The sequence below is a fragment of the Kitasatospora sp. NPDC003701 genome (assembly GCF_053587085.1).
Map to the genome: position 1 here is coordinate 41,789 of NZ_JBSFNM010000045.1, position 16,820 is coordinate 58,608.

The following is a 16,820-nucleotide window of genomic DNA, read 5'->3' on the forward strand; positions in this document are numbered from 1 at the left end:
CCTAGTACCTGTTCGGTGGAATTCAGGTGAAGCACCAGGTAACGCGATTCTGCAACCGGTCGTCGCACGAAGCCTCCAGGATCCGCTCGAACGGCCGACACGGCCGTGACCGGACGGACCGACCGCACCGACAACTCTCTTGGAGTTCCGAGAATGGACCATCAGAGCACCCTTGCACTCGATACCGACCAGGCCGCCCAGTTCTTCGAGCTCGGCTATCTGGTCCTTCCCGCTTTCCTGCCGGCAGACCTGGTCGAGCGGCTGGAACCCGAGGTCGACCGGTGGGTGGACAGCGGGCTCCGGGACCGCTCGATCGCAGCCTGCCTCGATCCCGAGTCATTCGGAACTCCCGCCGTCCTGGAGATAGAGCTGGCCGCCCACGGTGAACTCGTCGGCCACCCCCCGCTGCTCTCGATAATCGCCCGACTGCTCGGTCCCGATTTCGTCTTCCACCACATGCACAGCAATCGCCAGGCTCCCGGGTCGGCCGGCAAGGAATGGCACCACGACTACGAGCAGGGACCGCACGCGGATCGTTCGAAAATCATGGTCCACGCCCTGCACTATCTCGGCGGACTGGACCGGACGGTGGGCGCTCTCGCGATCCTCCCCGGTTCGCACCGGGAACTCGCGGGAAAGCGTGCCAGAGCGCATCTCGGCACCGCCGAAATCCCCGGCGAGGTGGTGATCGACGAACTCCCGCCCGGTTCCACCGTGCTCCTCCATTCGGCGCTCTTCCACGCCCGTCGCCCGTCGCCCGCGGGCCGGCGCGGCGAGCGGTACATGGTGGACAGCTCGTACTGCCAGTGCGGCGTCAGCTGGCCGCCGGTCAAGCCGTACTGGCGGCATCTGCTGGCCCGGGGGAGGGCGCTCGGACTGGACGGCGGGCAGTGGCCCGAGCTGTTCGCCGAGCGGCACTTCGCGGAGTACGTGAAGCCGAACTGAACGACGCACCCGCCTGCGCGCCCGGCTCCCCGCTGCCCCACGTCCGCTCCTTCCCGCCTTCCCACCTGCCCCTGCCCCTGCCCCGACGACGAAGGATCCGCTGCCGATGCGCATTCTCGACAGGCTCGATTTCGACTCCGTGCTCCGCCTCTACCGCCGCGACCACCCGGTGGACCGGGAGCACGAGGACAACTCCAACAGCGACGGCGACGCGCATCTGCTCACCGCCGAGGGGATGTTCGGCAGTTGGGGCAGGGTCCTGCTGGACCGCACCGAGGTGCTCGACACCGTGCTGCCCTGGCACCTCGGCGAGGGCGGCGAGCTGGAGCTCGTCCCCACCGCCGGGATGACCGTCGGCGAGGCGGCGGCGCGGCTGCGCCGGATCGGTGCCGGCTACGCCCGGCTGAACCCCTCCTGCGGCCGCAAGCTGAGCCGCCAGGCCGAGGCGCCGTTCAGCCCGGTCTTCCTGAGCATCCCGGCCATCGACAGCACCGACTACCAGGGGCTGCGGCAACCGGACGGGCTCACCCATCTCGACGGGCTGCATCGCATGATCGCCTGGGAGCTGTACGGCCGGCTCGGCCCGGGCGTCCAGGTCGAGGCGTACGTCGCGGGCCTGCCCGTCGTGGCCGGGGGCGCCCCGGCGCCGAGCACGGTCAGGTACCGCGCCCGGGCCGGGGGCGGGCGTCCGGGGCCCGGCACCGCGGGCCGAGCGGCCCGGGCCTAGCCACGGCCGACGTAGGGCATGGCGCTCGGCATCACCGTGACCGACGGGATGTTCACGCCGAGCGGCAGCGCCGCCATCGTCACCACGGTTTCCGCGACATGGCGGACGTCCATGGTCGGTTCGACCCGGAGGCTGCCGTCGGCCTGGCGGGCGGCGGGCTGCTCCCGGTCGGCGGGCGTCACGTTGCCGATGTCGATCTGCCCGCAGGCGATGTCGTACCGGCGCCCGTCCAGGGAGAGCGACTTGGTCAGGCCGGCCACCGCGTGCTTCGCGGCGGTGAAGGCGATCGAGTCGGGGCGGGGGACGTGGGCCGACGGTGCGCCGTTGTTGATGATCCGACCGCCGCGCGGTGACTGCTCCTTCATCATCCGGTACGCGGCCTGGGCACAGAGGAAGCTGCCGGTGGCGATGGACCCGAGCACCCGGTCCCAGTCCTCGGCGGCGACGTCCTCGGTCGGGATGTAGGGCATGGTGTCGGCCGCGTTGTTGAACAGGAGGTCGAGCCGGCCGAAGCGCAGCGCGATCTGGGCGAACAGCTCGCGCACGGCCGCGGGATCGGTGATGTCCGCGGGCAGCGGCACCAGCCGGTGGGCGAGGGACGGTCCGGCCAGCCGGGCGGTCTCCTCCAGGGCGTCCTTGCGCCGGCCGACCAGGACGACCGACCAGCCGTCCGCCGCCAGCGCCAGCGCGCAGGCCCGCCCGACGTTGCTGCCCGCCCCCGTCACCACCGAGATCTTCGCGACCACGAATACAACTCCCTCAATATGACGAGAACATGACGAGCGATCAGTTTTCGGGTTGACGGCGACAGTCGTCAAGGGCGCCCATCCGGCCGAGCGCCGAGCGCCGAGCGCCGAGCGCCGAGCGCCGAGCGCCGAGCGCCGAGCCCGCACGACCACCACCGCGTATCCGAACCACCCCGCAACCGAACCGCCACGCATCCGAACCACCCCGCAACCGAACCACTACGACAGGACGAGCGGATGAATCCTCGACAGACCCTCGACTCCGTACCGGACACCGTCACACCGGTGGGGCCCCGGACGGACACCAGCCGGGCCCTGTTCGACCGGGCCGGGAAGTCCCTGGCCGGCGGCGTCAGTTCGTCCTCCCGGATCACCTCCACCGGTCCGCACCCGTACCCCCTGTACATCGAGCGCGGCTCCGGCGCGCACATCTGGGACGCCGACGGCAACGAGTACGTGGACTTCCTGATCTCCTACGGCAGCGCCGTCCTCGGTCACGCCGACCCGGATCTCGCCGGGGCGCTGGGCGCCGTCCTGCAGACCGGCACCATGTTCGGCACCTGCAACCTGCCGGAGATCGAACTGGCCGAGCAGATCCAGCGGATGGTCCCCTGCGCCGATCTGGTGCGGTACGCCAACTCGGGCTCGGAGGCGATCCAGGGGGCGGTCCGGGCGGCCCGTGGCTTCGCCGGGCGGTCCAGAATCCTCAAGTTCGAGGGGCACTACCACGGTTGGGTGGACACCCTGGCGATCTCCAACCGGCCCACCGCCGCCGAGGTCGGCCCCTACGAGGCGCCGGCGGCCCTGCCGCACTCCCCGGGCATCCCGGCGGGCGTGGTCGAGGACGTGCTGGTCTGCCCGTGGAACGACCCCGAGGCGCTGCGCACCGTGCTGGACGCGCACCAGCGCGAGATCGCGGCGGTGATCTGCGAGCCGATCGTCGCCAACAACGCCTGCACCATGCCGGCCCCGGGCTTCCTGGAGGTCCTGCGCGAGGAGTGCACCAGGCGGGGCCTGGTCCTGATCTTCGACGAGGTGTGCACGGGCTTCCGCACCGGCCCGGGCGGCGCGCAGGCCCTGTTCGGTGTCGTTCCCGACCTGGCCGTCTACTCCAAGGCGCTCGGTGGGGGGCTGCCCATCGCGGCCTTCGCCGGCCGGGCCGACATCATGGGCGAGGTGGCCGCCAACCGGGTGAAGCACGGCGGGACGTACAACGGCTCCCCGCTCTGCGCCACCGCCGCGCTCGTGACGCTCACCCGGCTCGCGGACCCGGCGGTCACCGACCGGATCGACGCGGCCGGCCGGCGCATCATGACCGCCGTCCGCAGGGCCGCCCACGACCACGGCGTCCCGTGCGCGGTGCAGGGCGTCGGCGCGATGTTCCAGGTGGTGTTCTCCGCCGACGGCGCGCCGACCAGGCAGTACCGCGACACCCTCACGCTGGACCAGGGGCGCTACGGAGCCTTCCGGCACGCCCTGGTGGAACGCGGCATCCATGTCAACGCGTACGGGCTGGCCTGCTGGTTCGTGTCGGCGGCGGTGACCGAGGACGACGTCGAGGCGACCTGCGCGGCGGTCGACGAGGCGTTCGCGACGATCCGCTGAGGCCCGCGCCTCCGCCCCGACGCAGCCGTCGGGGCGGAGCTCCGGGGTGGACGCCGCCCCGACGGCCTCACGCCGCCGCCCCGACGGCCTCACGCCGCCGGCACGTGGTGGCTCAGCCCGCGTTCCCGATCGCCGCCTCGCCGAGCCGCTCCGCCAGGTCGCCGAAGGCGCCGCCCAGCTCCTCGTCCGCGACCCCGGCGGCGTAGGCCTGGAAGGCGAGCGCCGCCTGCGCCTGGACGGCGGGCGTGGCGTAGTCGGCGTCGATCGGGTAGGGCTCGCCGGGCGGCCAGGGGAAGGGCCAGTGCCGGGGCCACGGGATGCGCCGGTCCGGCGGGGTCGGGCACCAGTCGTCCCCGACCTCGGTGAGGATGGTGCGCGGGTCCCCGCCGGACAGGCGTGCGGTGATGGCCGCGTTGGCCACCGCGTTGACCGTCCCGGCGACGGCCAGCCGCAGTTCGGTGGCGCCGGGCGGGATCGGCTGCGGGTTGAGGTCGGTCTGTCCACTGCTGTGCGCCGCGAGGTGGACGTGGCGGGTCGGCCCGAGGACGGGCAGGTGCGGGCGGATGCCGTCCAGGGCCTCGGGGTGGAGCCGGCCCAACAGTTGGAGCAGGGTGGCGGCTTGGCTGACGAGGGTCATCGGGAACCCCTTCTCTGGGGTGGCGGGAGTCGCTGCCGGTAGCCGATCGTATGCGGAGCGGCGCAGTGGGCGGGCGGCGACACACCCTCAGTGCGCGGCGGCGAGCAGCTCCCTGGTGTAGTCGGTGTGCGGCGCGCTGAACAGCCGGTCGCGGTCGGCGGCTTCGACCAGCCGGCCGCCGTGCATCACCGCGACGCGGTCGCAGAAGTGCCGCACCACGGCGAGGTCGTGCGAGACGAACAGGAAGGCGACGCCCAGGCGTTCGCGCAGCTCCATCAGCAGGTTGAGCACCTGGGCCTGGACCGAGACGTCCAGGGCGGAGACCGGTTCGTCGGCGATGATCAGCCGGGGTTCGGGGGCGAGCGCCCGGGCGATGCCGATCCGTTGGCGCTGGCCGCCGGAGAACTCGTGCGGGTAGCGGTCCAGGTGCGCGGCCGGCAGGCCGACCTGCTCCAGCAACTCGGCGGACCGCTCGCGCCGTTCGGCCGGGCCGAGCGCGGTGTGCAGGCGTAGCGGCGTGTCGAGGGTCTGGGCGACGGTGCGGCGCGGGTTGAGCGAGGCGTACGGGTCCTGGAAGACCAGCTGGATCTCCCGGCTGAGCCGCCGGCGCAGCGCCCGGTCCGGGGTGGTGGCGTCGACGCCGTCGTAGCGCACCCGGCCGGCGCTCACGGGCTGGAGGCCGGCCAGCACGCGGGAGGTGGTGGACTTGCCGGAGCCGGACTCGCCGACCAGGCCCAGTGTCTCGCCGGGGGCGATCCGCAGGCTCACGCCCTCGACCGCGCGGACGGGCTCGGCGCGCCGGCCGGTCAGGAGCCGGCGCCCGGGGAAGCGGACGGCGAGGTCCTCGACCTCGACCAGCCAGCGCTCGGGGGCGGCGGTCGGCCGCGGCGCGAAGGCGAACGACGGCGACGGGTCGTCCACGGTCGCCAGCGGCGTGCCCGGCACCGTCTCGTTGGTGAGCGCGGCCCCCACCAGCGCCCGGGTGTAGGGCTGTTGCGGCGCGGCCAGCAGTTCGGCGGTCGGCGCCGACTCCACCTGCTCGCCGGCGCGCAGCACCAGCGTCCGGTCGGTCGTCCCGGCCACCACGCCGAGGTCGTGGCTGACCAGCAGCACCGCCGTGCCGTGCTCGCGCTGCAACTCGCCCAGCAGGTCGAGGACCTGCCGCTGGACGCGGGCGTCCAGCGCGGTGGTCGGCTCGTCGGCGATCAGCACGTCGGGGTCGTTCATCAGCGCCATGGCGATCATCACCCGCTGGCGCATGCCGCCCGAGAAGAGGTGCGGGTAGTCGCGGACCCGGGCGGCCGGGATGCCGACCCGGTCCAGCATGGCGGCGGCCCGCCGCCGGGCCTCGGCGCGACCGGCGCCGGGGTGGTGCAGCCGGTACATCTCGGCCAGCTGCGCACCCACGCCGTGGAACGGGCTGAGCGAGGTGAGCGCGTCCTGGAAGACCAGGGCGACCCGGCCGCCGCGCACCTCGCGCAGCACGCCCTCGTCCGCGCCGACCAGCTCCCGGCCGCCGAGCCGGATCGAGCCGGTGACGGTGGTGGTGCGCGGGTCGTGCAGGCCGAGCACGGCGAGGCCGGTCGCGGACTTGCCGGAGCCGGACTCGCCGACCAGGCCGAGGACTTCGCCCCGGGCGAGGTCGAAGGAGAGGCCGCGGACGGCCTGCACGGGAGCGCCGCCGCGCGGGTCGGCGAAGGAGACGGACAGGTCGCGGACGCTGAGCACCGCTTCGGTGGAGGGGGTCATCGGAACACTCCAGAGGGGGTCAGCTGAGGCGGATGCGCGGATCGAGCCAGGCCACCGCGAGGTCGGCCAGGGCGACGAACAGCACCACGAAGCAGGCGGCGAGCAGCACGGCGCCGACCACGGCGGGCAGGTCCTGCCCGGAGACGGCCTCGGCGGCGAAGGTGCCGACGCCGTTCAGCCCGAACACCGTCTCGGTGATCACCGCGCCGCCGAGCAGCGCGCCGGCCTCCAGACCGAGCAGCTGCACCAGCGGGCCGGCGGCGCCGCGCGAGGTGTACTTGAGGTGGGTGCGCAGCCGGCCGAGGCCCTTGCCGCGCGCGGTGCGGACGTACTCCTCGTTCATCGTCTCCAGCAGCTGGGAGCGCGAGAGCCGGGCGAAGACGGCCGAGTTGACGAAGCCGAGGACGAGCCAGGGCAGCAGCATCCCGCCCGCCCAGGCGGCCGGGTCCTCGGCCGGCGGGGTGTAGGAGGGCAGCGGCAGCAGGCCGGTCGAGTAGACCAGCGCCCACTGGGCGACGTACCCGAGGAAGTAGATCTGCACGCTGGCGCCGACCAGGGTGAAGCCGGAGAGCAGCCGGTCCGTCCTGGTCCCGTGGCGCAGGGCGGAGACGAAGCCGGTGCCGAGGCCCAGCAGGATCAGGACGGCGAGCGCGCCCGCGGTGAGCGAGAAGGTCACCGGCAGGTGGTCGACCAGGGCCTCGGTGACGGGCTGGTGGAGCCGGTAGGAGTAGCCGAGGCAGGGCGCGTCGCAGTGGATGACCGAGCCGTCGACGTCGCTGATGTCCCGCCCGGCCACCACCCCCGCGAGGTAGTCGGTGTACTGGGTGAGCAGCGGCTGGTCCAGGCCCATGCTCTGGCGGACGGACGCGACCTGGCCGGAGTCGCAGCGCGGGCCGCAGGCCGCGCGGGCCGGGTCGGCGGGGGCGGCGTAGAAGAGGGCGAAGGCGGCGGCGGAGACCGCGACCAGGACGGCGAGGGCCTGGAGGGTCCGCCGCAGGGCGAAGGAGAGCATGGCCGGTCCGGGGTCGAGGAGGGGGCGGGACAGGGGCGGAGGAGCGGGGGAGGGGCCCGGTGGCCCGGCCCGCAGCACGGGCCGGGCCACCGGAGAGATCGGGGCGTCAGGACTTGAGGTAGAGCCAGGCCAGGCCGACCGAGCCGTAGATCGGGTGGACGAACGCACCGCCGACGTTGCTGCCGCGCAGCTGGTTCACGGTCGGGTAGGCGAAGGGCAGCACCGGCACGTCCTTCATCACGGTCCGCTCCAGCGCGTACAGCTCCGTGGCCTTGGCGCGCGGCTCGCCGATCTGGTTGATCCGGTCGATCTCCTTGTCCACCTCGGCGTTGTGGTAGCGGGCGGAGTTCAGGTCGCTGTTGGCCCGGCCGTCGAAGGAGAACGGGATCAGCGTGGACGGCGTCGGCCAGTCGACCGAGCTGGTCTCCTCGAACAGGTCGTACGGGGAGTCGGCGCGGTGCGCCTCGTCCAGCAGCGCCTTGGCGTCGATCGGCTTCGGCACGATGGTGATCCCGGCCTTGGCGAAGCCCTCGACCAGCACCTGGGCGACCCGCTGCCCGTTCGGCGTGTTGGCGTACGCGTAGGTCAGCGCGGCCGGCGGCTGCTTGGCCTTGGCGAGCTCCTGCTTGGCGGCCTCCGGGTCGCCCTCCGGCTTGGCCGGGTACAGGTCGTACTTCTGCCAGTCGACCAGTGCGGGGGAGCTGAGCGTGCTGGCCAGCTCGCCCACCCGGCTGCCGCCCTGGACCTGGCGCGCCTGCTGGCGCGGGTAGGCGAGGTGCAGCGCCTTGCGGACCTCGACGTCCGGCACCCGCTCGTTGTTGATCACGAGCTGGGTGACGAAGGCGCCCTGGCGGCCGGAGACCACCAGGTCCTTGGCCTTGGGGTCGGTGTCGACGGTCTGGTAGAGCTCGGGGGAGAGCGGGGTGGCCACCGTGGTGGCGTCGGCGCCGCCGTCCCGGCCGGAGAGGATCTCCTGGTTGATGTTGAGCGCCTCCTTGCCGAAGGTGAAGACGAACTTCTCCGGGTACTGGTTGCGGATCGGGTCGGTCTCCGCCTTCCAGTGCGGGTTGCGCTCCAGCACCAGCCGGGTGTTCTGGACGTGCTCGGCGATCCGGTACGGGCCGCTGGAGAACGGCAGCCGGTCGTAGTCCGTGCCGGTGTCCTTGTCCTTGCGCACCGGCGAGGAGGAGGACTGCGCGGCCATGTACGGCACGTCGGCCTGCGGCTGCGGGAAGTGCAGGACGAGGGTGCGGTCGTCCGGGGTCTCGATCGCGGCGAGGTCGCCGTCCTGCGGGCCGCCGTACTTCTTGCGGGCGTCGTCGTAGCTGGCCTCGCCGGTGAGCCACTGCGGCCAGTACGGCGGGCCGACCTCGTAGCCCTTGCCGAAGGAGCGCTCGATGCCGTACTTGACCTGCTGGGAGGTGATCGGCTGGCCGTCCTCCCAGGCCACGCCCTCCTTCAGCTTGTACGTCCAGGTGCGGCCGCCGTCGGCGGAGGTCCCGGTGTCGGTGGCGAGGTCGCCGACCAGCTTGGCCTTGCCGTCCACCACCTGGTACTGGGTCAGCTGACGGCCCCAGAGCAGCGAGGTGTTGTACGCGGCGCCCGCGTAGACCTTCTGCGGGTCGAGGTGGCGGAAGTCGGTGGTGTTGTAGACGTTCACGGTGCCGCCCGGGCGGGCGCCGGGGACGGCGGGGGCCGGGCCGGCGCTCTCCTTCTCGGTGCCGAGCGCGGCGGTGAGCGGCGAGGTCTCCTTGGCGGCGGCCGCGGTGCCGGCGCCGGAGGTGGAGCCCGCGCCGGCCGAGCAGGAGGTCGCCAGCACCGCGGTGGCGATGACGGCGAGGGACGGTTTGATCCAGCGCATGGCGAATCTCTCCTTGCCCCGGGGCGGGGCGGCTAGGTGAAAGGAAGGAGGGGAGGTGGTACTCGGTGGGGCGGGGGTGTGTGGCTCAGCGGGCGGCGCGCGGGTCGAGCGCGTCCCGGACGGCGTCCCCGAGCAGGTTGAAGGCGAGCACGAAGAGCAGCAGCGCCACACCGGGGAAGAACATGTACGTCGGGTCGGCCTGGAAGACCTCGGAGCCGCGGGCGATCATGCGGCCCCAGTCCGGGACCGGCTCGTTGATGCCGACGCCGAGGAAGGACAGCACCGCCTCGGCGGCGACGAAGGTCGGCACCGCCATCGTCGCGTGCACCAGGAGCTGCGCCCGGACATTCGGCAGGAGTTCACGGAACACGATATGGAATCCGCTCGCGCCGAGCGCCCGGGCGGACTGCACGAAATCCCTTTCCCGAAGTGACCGCACGGAAGCCCGGAGGGAAAGTGCGAGCGGAATCCAGCCGAACGCGGAGAACACCAGGATCAGGACCAGGAACTGCATCCACTCGGGTTCCGCGGTGCCGGGATCGACCAGCCGGGACTGGATGACGGGGCTCAGCGCGAGCAGCAGGAGCAGCGTCGGGAAGGCCAGCAGCACGTTGGAGAGGAAGCCGAAGAGCCGGTCGGCGAGCCCGCCGAGGTAGCCCACCGCGACACCGGCGAGCACCCCGAGCGCGGTGGTGACGGTGGCCGAGGCGAAGGCGATCAGCAGCGAGGTCCGGATGCCGTAGAGCAGCTGGGTGAGGACGTCCCGGCCGAGCCCGGGCTCCAGGCCGAACCAGAAGTCTCCGGAGATCCCGCCGTTCGGCGCCATCGGCAGCCCACCGTCGCTGAGCAGGCCGGGCGTGTTCTGGCCGTAGTGCTCGACCGGGTTCCTGCCGTACAGGGCGGCGATCAGCGGGGCGGCGGCGGCGAGCAGCAGGAAGAGCAGGACGACCACGAGGGCGGCGGTGCCGACCCGGTCGCGGCGGATCCGGCGCAGCAGGCTCTGCGGGGCCGGCGCCGGTGCGGCGGTCGGCGCGCCCTCGGCGGGCGCCTCCCCGGGCGGCCCTTCGGCGGGCGTCTCCTCCGGGGTCGCTCCCCCGGAGGTCGCCGTCCCGGCGGCATCGGCTCCGGAGGGCTCTGTGACTGTGTCGACCGCTGCCATGAGAGGCGTACTCCCCGAATTCTCCGCCGCCCCGTGGGTGAGGGTGCGCTGGTGTGCATTTCCGGACCGGCCCGCGGGGGTTTCCCGGTGACCTGCCGAACGCCATCAGATCGGACACCGCCGGACTTTCGCAAATCATTCCCGGCGCAGTTCGGGCGCAATGTTTCGGGGATTGTGACGGCTTCATTCCGCTGCAATACTGCCGTTGCAGAAGAACGGGCATACCGGGGCAAAGACGGCGGCCTGTCCCGCATTCTGAGATCTCCGCCACACCCGCCGGCGCATTGATACGATCCCGGTGAGCCGCGACTGGCGCGCACGGATGGAATCGACCATCGGGAAGCGGCTCCGTGCACCCGCACGCCATGTTGCCGAGCGCCTGGGCCGTCCGTACTCGTCCGCCTGTCACGAGGAGACCGCCTTGGCCACGCCCGCCACGCCCGCCGTGCCCGTCACGCCCGCCGTGCCCGCCACCCCTGCCGTGCCCGCCGCGCCGCACACCGCCGCGAGCGCCACCGCCAACACCGCCTTCCGCAGCGCCCTCGACGTCGTCCGCGAGGTGGAGCCCCGGATCGCCGCCGCCATCGGCCAGGAGATCGAGGACCAGCGCGCCTCGCTCAAGCTCATCGCCAGCGAGAACTACGCCTCCCCGGCCGTCCTGCTCGCGATGGGCAACTGGCTCAGCGACAAGTACGCCGAGGGCACCGCCGGCCGCCGCTTCTACGCGGGCTGCCGCAACGTCGACACCGTCGAGACGATCGCCGCCGAGCACGCCCGCGCGCTCTTCGGCGCCGACCACGCCTACGTCCAGCCGCACTCCGGCATCGACGCCAACCTGACCGCCTTCTGGGCCGTCCTCTCCCAGCGCGTCGAGAGCCCCGCCCTGAAGCGCGCCGAGGTCCGCAACGTCAACGACCTCACCGAGCAGGACTGGGCCGAGCTGCGCCGCGAGCTCGGCAACCAGCGGATGCTCGGCATGTCCCTGGACACCGGCGGCCACCTGACCCACGGCTTCCGGCCGAACATCTCCGGCAAGATGTTCGAGCAGCGCAGCTACGGCACCGACCCGGTCACCGGCCTGATCGACTACGACGCGCTGCGCGCCACCGCCCGCGAGTTCCGCCCGCTGATCCTGGTGGCCGGCTACTCCGCGTACCCGCGGCTGGTCAACTTCCGTACGATGCGCGAGATCGCGGACGAGGTCGGCGCGACCCTGATGGTCGACATGGCGCACTTCGCCGGCCTGGTCGCGGGCAAGGTGCTCACCGGCGACCACGATCCCGTGCCGCACGCCCACATCGTCACCACCACCACCCACAAGTCGCTGCGCGGCCCGCGCGGTGGCATGGTGCTCTGCACCTCCGAGCTGGCCGAACACGTCGACCGCGGCTGCCCGCTGGTGCTCGGCGGCCCGCTCTCGCACGTGATGGCCGCCAAGGCGGTCGCCTTCGCCGAGGCCCGCCGCCCCGAGTTCCGGACGTACGCCCGGCGCGTGGTCGACAACGCGCAGGCCCTCGCCGAGGGCCTGCTGCGCCGCGGCGGCACGCTGGTCACCGGCGGCACCGACAACCACCTGGTGCTCGCCGACGTCTCCGGCTACGGCCTGACGGGCCGTCAGGCCGAGGCGGCGCTGCTGGACTCCGGCATCGTCACCAACCGCAACGCCGTCCCGCGGGACCCGAACGGCGCCTGGTACACCTCCGGCGTCCGGCTCGGCACCCCCGCGCTGACCACCCGGGGCCTGGGTGTCGCCGAGATGGACGAGGTCGCGGCCCTGATCGACACCGTCCTGCGCGGCACGGCCCCCGTCACCACCGCCGCCGGCGCCCCCTCCAAGGCCCAGTACGCCCTGGACGGCGCCCTCGCGGAGGGCGTCGCCAAGCGCGCCGCCGACCTGCTCGCGGGCTTCCCGCTCTACCCGGGTGTCGACCTGGTCTGACGCCCGCGCGGCCGATGCGCGTGGGGGCCCGGAACCACCGGGCTCCCCACGCACGTCGGCCGTACTGCCTCAGTACTGCAGGGACTTGCGCTGCAGGAACTCCTCCAGGCCGTGGCGGCCCAGCTCACGGCCGAGCCCCGAGTTCTTGTAACCACCGAACGGGGCGAGCGGGTTGAAGCGGCCGCCGTTGAGGTCGACCTGGCCGGTGTCGAGACGGCGGGCGAAGGCGGCGGCGGTGTCGGTGTCCGCCGCCCAGACGCCGCCGGCCAGGCCGTACTCGGTGCCGTTGGCCAGTTCGGCGGCGTGCTCCTCGTCGCGGTAGGCCAGCACGGCCAGTACCGGTCCGAAGACCTCCTCCTGAGCCACCGTCATGTCATGGGTGACATCGGCGAGTACGGTCGGCTGGACGTAGAAGCCGGTGTCCAGGCCCGCCGGGGCGTCCGCGCCGCCGACGACCAGACGGGCGCCCTCGGCGAGCGCGCCGGTGATGTAGCCGCGCACCCGCTCCCGCTGCCGGGCGCTGACCACCGGCCCGACCCGGGTCTGCGGATCGGCCGGATCGCCCGGGAGGTACTTGGCGGCGGCCTTCGCGGCGAGCGTGACCGCCTCCTCGTACTGGTCCTGGTGCACCAGCAGCCTGGTCCAGGCACTGCACGTCTGGCCGGAGTTGGCGAAGACGTTGGCGATGTTGGCGTTCACCGCACGGGTCAGGTCGGCGCCGGGCAGCACCACGTTGGCCGACTTGCCGCCCAGCTCCAGCGCCACCCGCTTGATGCCCCGACCGGCGGTCTCGGCGACGGTCCGGCCGACGGCGGTGGAGCCGGTGAACGAGACCACGTCCACCTCCGGGTGCCCGACCAGCGCCGCACCCGCCGCCGCGCCGGTACCGGTCACCAGGTTGAACACCCCGGCGGGGAAGCCGGCCTCGTGCACCAGCCGCGCGAACAGCCGGGCGACCAGCGGGGTGTCCTCGGCGGGCTTGAGCACCACCGGGCAGCCGGCGGCCAGGGCGGGCACGACCTTGGCCACGATCTGGTGCAGCGGGTAGTTCCACGGGGTGATCGCCGCGACCACCCCGGCCGGCTCGGCGAGCACCACCGAGTTGCCGATCCGCTCCTCGAAGGGGTACTCGGCGAGCAGCGAGAGGTACGAGCCGGCGACGGCCAGCGGCAGGCCGGCGTGCACGGCGGTCGCGAAGCCGATCGGGGCGCCCAGCTCGGCGACCACGGTGGCGGCTATCTCCTCCTGGCAGCCGGCCAGGCCGTCCCGCAGCCGGGTGAGCGGCGCGAGCCGCTCCTCGCGGGTGGTGGCGGCCCAGCTCCGGGCCGCCCGTCGGGCGGCGGCCACGGCGGCGGCCACGTCGGCCGTGCCGCCGGCGGGGACGGTGGCGAGCACCTCTTCGGTCGCCGGGTTCAGTACCGGGATCGACCCGCCGTCCAGGGAGGGCCGCCATTCGCCGTCGATGTACTGGTCGCCGTACTGGGTGCCGTGCTCCGCGTCCTGCTGCACCGGGTGGTCCTCTCGTCCGATCGTCCGCTCTGCGAGCGTCGCTGGTCAGTTGCCAGTCGGTTGCTGGCCAAAGGGCCAGTCAAGTTCGCCCGGGCGGCCCGGCGCAAGAGCCGGATCCCTTTGGACCACCACGCCCCCGACGCACGCCGGTTCACGCCCCCGGCCGATCACGCCCGCGCCCCCGCGCCCCGCCCGGTGCCCCGCCGGGCCGCCGGGCCGTCCGGCGACCGCTCAGTGCGGTGCGAACCGCGCGGTGTACGCGTCGAAGGGCTCGATGCCGACGGCCGCCCGCCGTTCGTCCAGCCGCTCCGGCTCCTCGCACGGCCACGGCACCGGTCGTCCGTCCGCCACCGCGCCGATCTGGGTGCCGTACCGCTGCTCCCGCCCCTCGTTGACGGCCAGCCGGTCGGCCAGGAAGGCCAGGTCCCGCGCGCTCGCCGCGCCGTCCGCCACCGCCGCCGCCATCAGCTCCACCGCCCGGCGCTGCACGTCGAGTTGGCGGTCGGCGTGCTGCGCGATCAGCCAGGCGGCCCGGGCGGCCTCCGCGCCGACCAGGGGCTCGGCCGGCCAGCCGTGCTCGGCCATGATCGCGCCGAGCCGGTCGCCGTGCCGTGCGGTCAGCCGCCGCCAGGCCGCCTGTTCCGCGAGGTCGGCGCTGTTGGCGAGACGGGTGGCCGCCTGGTCCTCGGCCATCATCCCCAGCAGCTCCGCGGTCAGCGCTCGTCCTGCCGTGGTGGTCATGCTCCGCTCCCGTCGTCCGCGGCCGCCGGTCCGGGGCCGCCCGGTTCGCGGCCGCCGGTCCGGGGCCGCCCGGGACAACGGTAGGCGCGTGAGCCGGCTACGAAGATCATTCCGCCGGATGGTGACAAACCGGGCGGGCGGGCGGCAGTATGGACGAACCGGCCTTCCCGGGCCGCTGTCTCCCCGAGTGCTCAGAATCGCGCATCGGACGAAAACACCTGCGCGACATCTCCTCAACTCCGGACAGCGGGAGGTAGATTGCGGCGCACTCCGGCGCGCGTGACTACCGTGGGCAGCGGGTTCGACCGGCGTCCGTCCACGCCGGTCCGCAGGCTGCTCCGGAGCGCCGGGCGGTGACCTCCGTCGCCGGCTCGTGCACCCCGTGCCGCGCGTGTCCGCGCCGGAGCTCGTTCCCAGTGGTCGTCCGCACCGTGTTAGGAGCAACCTCGTGACCGACGCCGCGTTGAGCGCCGAGCAGCAGTTCCGGCCCACCGAGCCGGCCCTGCTCGATGACGTCCCCGGCTGGTTCTGGGACCACGACCGTCATCTCTTCGAGTGGTTCCTCGACCGCCAGGAGCGGGCCGGCGTCACCGGTGACCTGCTGGAGATGGGCGCCTACCTGGGGCGCAGCGCGATCGTGATCGGCGGCCACCGGCAGCCCAGCGAGACCTTCACGGTCTGCGACCTGTTCGACTCGGACGCCCCGGACGACGAGAACGCCGCCGAGATGTCCATGTCCTACCGGAAGTCGCTGACCCGGAGGGCGTTCGAGTCCAACTACCTCGCCTTCCACGACGCGCTGCCGGAGATCATCCAGGCGCCCACCTCGGTGCTCGCCGACGGGCGCCTCCCGGCCGGCGCGTTCCGCTTCATCCACATCGACGCCTCGCACCTGTACGAGCACGTGGTGGACGACCTCCGGGTGGCCCGGGCGGCGCTGCAACCGCAGGGCGTGGTGGTCCTGGACGACTACCGCTCCGCCCACACGCCCGGCGTCGCCGCCGCCACCTGGGAGGCGGTGTTCAACCACGGCCTCACCCCGATCGTGCTGACCGAGAGCAAGTTCTACGCCACCTGGGGCGATCCGGAACCCGCCCAGCAGGACCTGCTGGACCGGGTCGGCCTGGCCGAGGGCTGCCGGCTCGCCGTCGAGACCCTGAACGGGCGGCGGCTGGTGCGGATCGGCGGCAGCTCCGAAGGCATCGCGCCGTTCCGGCCCTCGCGCCACCGCGACCGGCTGGTCGCCGAGGCCGCCCGGCGGGAGGCCGAACAGGCGACGGCGGAGGCGCTGCGCGCGCAGCAGGAGGCCGATGTCGACCTCGCCGTCCGCCGTGCCCGGGCCGCCGAACGCCGCCGCCCGGCCAACGTGGCCAAGCGCGTCGCCGGAGACCTGCTCCCACCGGTGGTCACCTCCGCCATCCGCCGCGCCCGCCGCGGCTGACCACCCGCGGCTGACCACCCGCGACGGGCGCCGAGCCGGCCGGTGGGTGCCGCGCGCTGCCCGGGCCGACGCCGGCGGCCCGCTGTCAGTGCCGACGCAAGGCCCGGGGGTGCCGACGCAGGGCCCCAGGATGCCGAGGCAGGGCCCGGGGGCGTCCGCGGAATGCCGAGGTCGCCCGTCGGAGGTCAGGGGCGCTCGGCCGGGGCCTGTCCCGGGCGGACCCGGCCGTAGACCGAGACCGCGACCCGGTCGGCCGACTCGTGCTCCCAGAACCTCAGGACGGTCCACCCCTCGGCGGTCAGGTGCTCGGTGGTCTCCAGGTCGCGCGCCATGTTCTTGTCCAGCTTGCTGCGCCACCACTCGGCATTGGCCTTGGGGCTGGTCGCGTGGTCCGGACACCCGTGCCAGAAGCAGCCGTCGAGGAACACCGCTATCCGCGGACCGCTGAACAGGATGTCGACGGTGCGCCGCGGCATTCCGGGCACGGGGGCGTTCTTCCGGTAGCGCAGCCCCCACCCGAACAGAAGGCGCCGCACGGCCACTTCCTGGGCGGTGTCGCGTGAGGCCTGGCGGCTCATGCGGGACGCGACGGAGAGGGAGGAGGCGGCGGGCGGCATGTGATCCAGTATTTCGCACCGCACTGGGAGGATCGACACCCGAGCGGCGCACCCGGGCCCGCGAACGCCCCCGCAGGGACGCGGACGCGGCAGGGGCGCGCCGATGGCTCGGCACGCCCCTGGGTCGTGTGC

General features: G+C 73.3%; 14 protein-coding genes and 1 riboswitch. Of the genes, 5 read left to right on the forward strand and 9 right to left on the reverse strand.

What is annotated here, in order from left to right:
- Positions 1-153 precede the first annotated feature (153 nt).
- Both ACWDRR_RS31530 and ACWDRR_RS31535 read left to right on the forward strand, forming a co-directional pair.
- Positions 154-945 carry a phytanoyl-CoA dioxygenase family protein gene (locus ACWDRR_RS31530; RefSeq protein WP_449775666.1) on the forward strand — a complete coding sequence of 264 codons (792 nt, stop codon included), beginning with the start codon at positions 154-156 and terminating at the stop codon, positions 943-945.
- A gap of 106 nt (positions 946-1,051) precedes the next feature.
- Positions 1,052-1,672, forward strand: a complete 621-nt coding sequence (locus tag ACWDRR_RS31535; RefSeq protein ID WP_449775667.1) for a DUF6309 family protein — start codon at positions 1,052-1,054, stop codon at positions 1,670-1,672.
- On the opposite strand, the gene ACWDRR_RS31540 is transcribed toward ACWDRR_RS31535, so the two are convergent.
- Positions 1,669-2,418, reverse strand: a complete 750-nt coding sequence (locus ACWDRR_RS31540) for an SDR family oxidoreductase (protein WP_449775668.1) — start codon at positions 2,416-2,418, stop codon at positions 1,669-1,671. The genes ACWDRR_RS31535 and ACWDRR_RS31540 overlap by 4 nt on opposite strands.
- A 237-nt stretch (positions 2,419-2,655) precedes the next feature.
- Between ACWDRR_RS31540 and ACWDRR_RS31545 the strand changes: the two genes are divergently transcribed.
- Complete coding sequence (locus ACWDRR_RS31545) at positions 2,656-4,023, forward strand: aspartate aminotransferase family protein (RefSeq protein WP_449775669.1); 1,368 nt, start codon at positions 2,656-2,658, stop codon at positions 4,021-4,023.
- A 112-nt stretch (positions 4,024-4,135) separates the two neighbouring features.
- On the opposite strand, the gene ACWDRR_RS31550 is transcribed toward ACWDRR_RS31545, so the two are convergent.
- From ACWDRR_RS31550 to ACWDRR_RS31570, 5 genes are all read right to left on the reverse strand, one after another.
- Positions 4,136-4,660 carry a hypothetical protein gene (locus ACWDRR_RS31550; RefSeq protein ID WP_449775670.1) on the reverse strand — a complete coding sequence of 175 codons (525 nt, stop codon included), beginning with the start codon at positions 4,658-4,660 and terminating at the stop codon, positions 4,136-4,138.
- A gap of 87 nt (positions 4,661-4,747) precedes the next feature.
- Positions 4,748-6,409, reverse strand: a complete 1,662-nt coding sequence (locus ACWDRR_RS31555) for a dipeptide ABC transporter ATP-binding protein (RefSeq protein WP_449775671.1) — start codon at positions 6,407-6,409, stop codon at positions 4,748-4,750.
- Positions 6,410-6,428: 19 nt separating this feature from the next.
- The gene (locus tag ACWDRR_RS31560) at positions 6,429-7,421 is read right to left on the reverse strand and encodes an ABC transporter permease (protein WP_449775672.1); all 993 of its coding nucleotides are present in this window, start codon (positions 7,419-7,421) and stop codon (positions 6,429-6,431) included.
- A 106-nt stretch (positions 7,422-7,527) separates the two neighbouring features.
- The gene (locus ACWDRR_RS31565; RefSeq protein ID WP_449775673.1) at positions 7,528-9,282 is read right to left on the reverse strand and encodes an ABC transporter substrate-binding protein; all 1,755 of its coding nucleotides are present in this window, start codon (positions 9,280-9,282) and stop codon (positions 7,528-7,530) included.
- Positions 9,283-9,367: 85 nt separating this feature from the next.
- A complete protein-coding gene (locus ACWDRR_RS31570; RefSeq protein WP_449775674.1) occupies positions 9,368-10,441 on the reverse strand; it encodes an ABC transporter permease in 1,074 nt (357 codons plus the stop codon).
- A 295-nt stretch (positions 10,442-10,736) separates the two neighbouring features.
- A riboswitch (ZMP/ZTP riboswitch) is annotated at positions 10,737-10,833 on the forward strand.
- An 89-nt stretch (positions 10,834-10,922) separates the two neighbouring features.
- Here ACWDRR_RS31570 and ACWDRR_RS31575 point away from each other — a divergent pair.
- On the forward strand, positions 10,923-12,380 hold the full coding sequence (locus ACWDRR_RS31575) for a glycine hydroxymethyltransferase (RefSeq protein WP_449775694.1): 1,458 nt from the start codon (positions 10,923-10,925) through the stop codon (positions 12,378-12,380).
- Positions 12,381-12,449: 69 nt separating this feature from the next.
- Here ACWDRR_RS31575 and ACWDRR_RS31580 read toward each other — a convergent pair whose 3' ends face one another.
- On the reverse strand, positions 12,450-13,889 hold the full coding sequence (locus tag ACWDRR_RS31580) for an aldehyde dehydrogenase family protein (protein ID WP_449775675.1): 1,440 nt from the start codon (positions 13,887-13,889) through the stop codon (positions 12,450-12,452).
- Positions 13,890-14,120: 231 nt separating this feature from the next.
- A complete protein-coding gene (locus ACWDRR_RS31585; protein ID WP_449775676.1) occupies positions 14,121-14,630 on the reverse strand; it encodes a DUF6624 domain-containing protein in 510 nt (169 codons plus the stop codon).
- A 448-nt stretch (positions 14,631-15,078) separates the two neighbouring features.
- Here ACWDRR_RS31585 and ACWDRR_RS31590 point away from each other — a divergent pair, with 448 nt between their 5' ends.
- On the forward strand, positions 15,079-16,071 hold the full coding sequence (locus ACWDRR_RS31590; RefSeq protein WP_449775677.1) for a class I SAM-dependent methyltransferase: 993 nt from the start codon (positions 15,079-15,081) through the stop codon (positions 16,069-16,071).
- A gap of 185 nt (positions 16,072-16,256) precedes the next feature.
- Here ACWDRR_RS31590 and ACWDRR_RS31595 read toward each other — a convergent pair whose 3' ends face one another.
- Complete coding sequence (locus ACWDRR_RS31595; RefSeq protein WP_449775695.1) at positions 16,257-16,649, reverse strand: very short patch repair endonuclease; 393 nt, start codon at positions 16,647-16,649, stop codon at positions 16,257-16,259.
- Between the last annotated feature and the right edge of the window lie 171 nt (positions 16,650-16,820).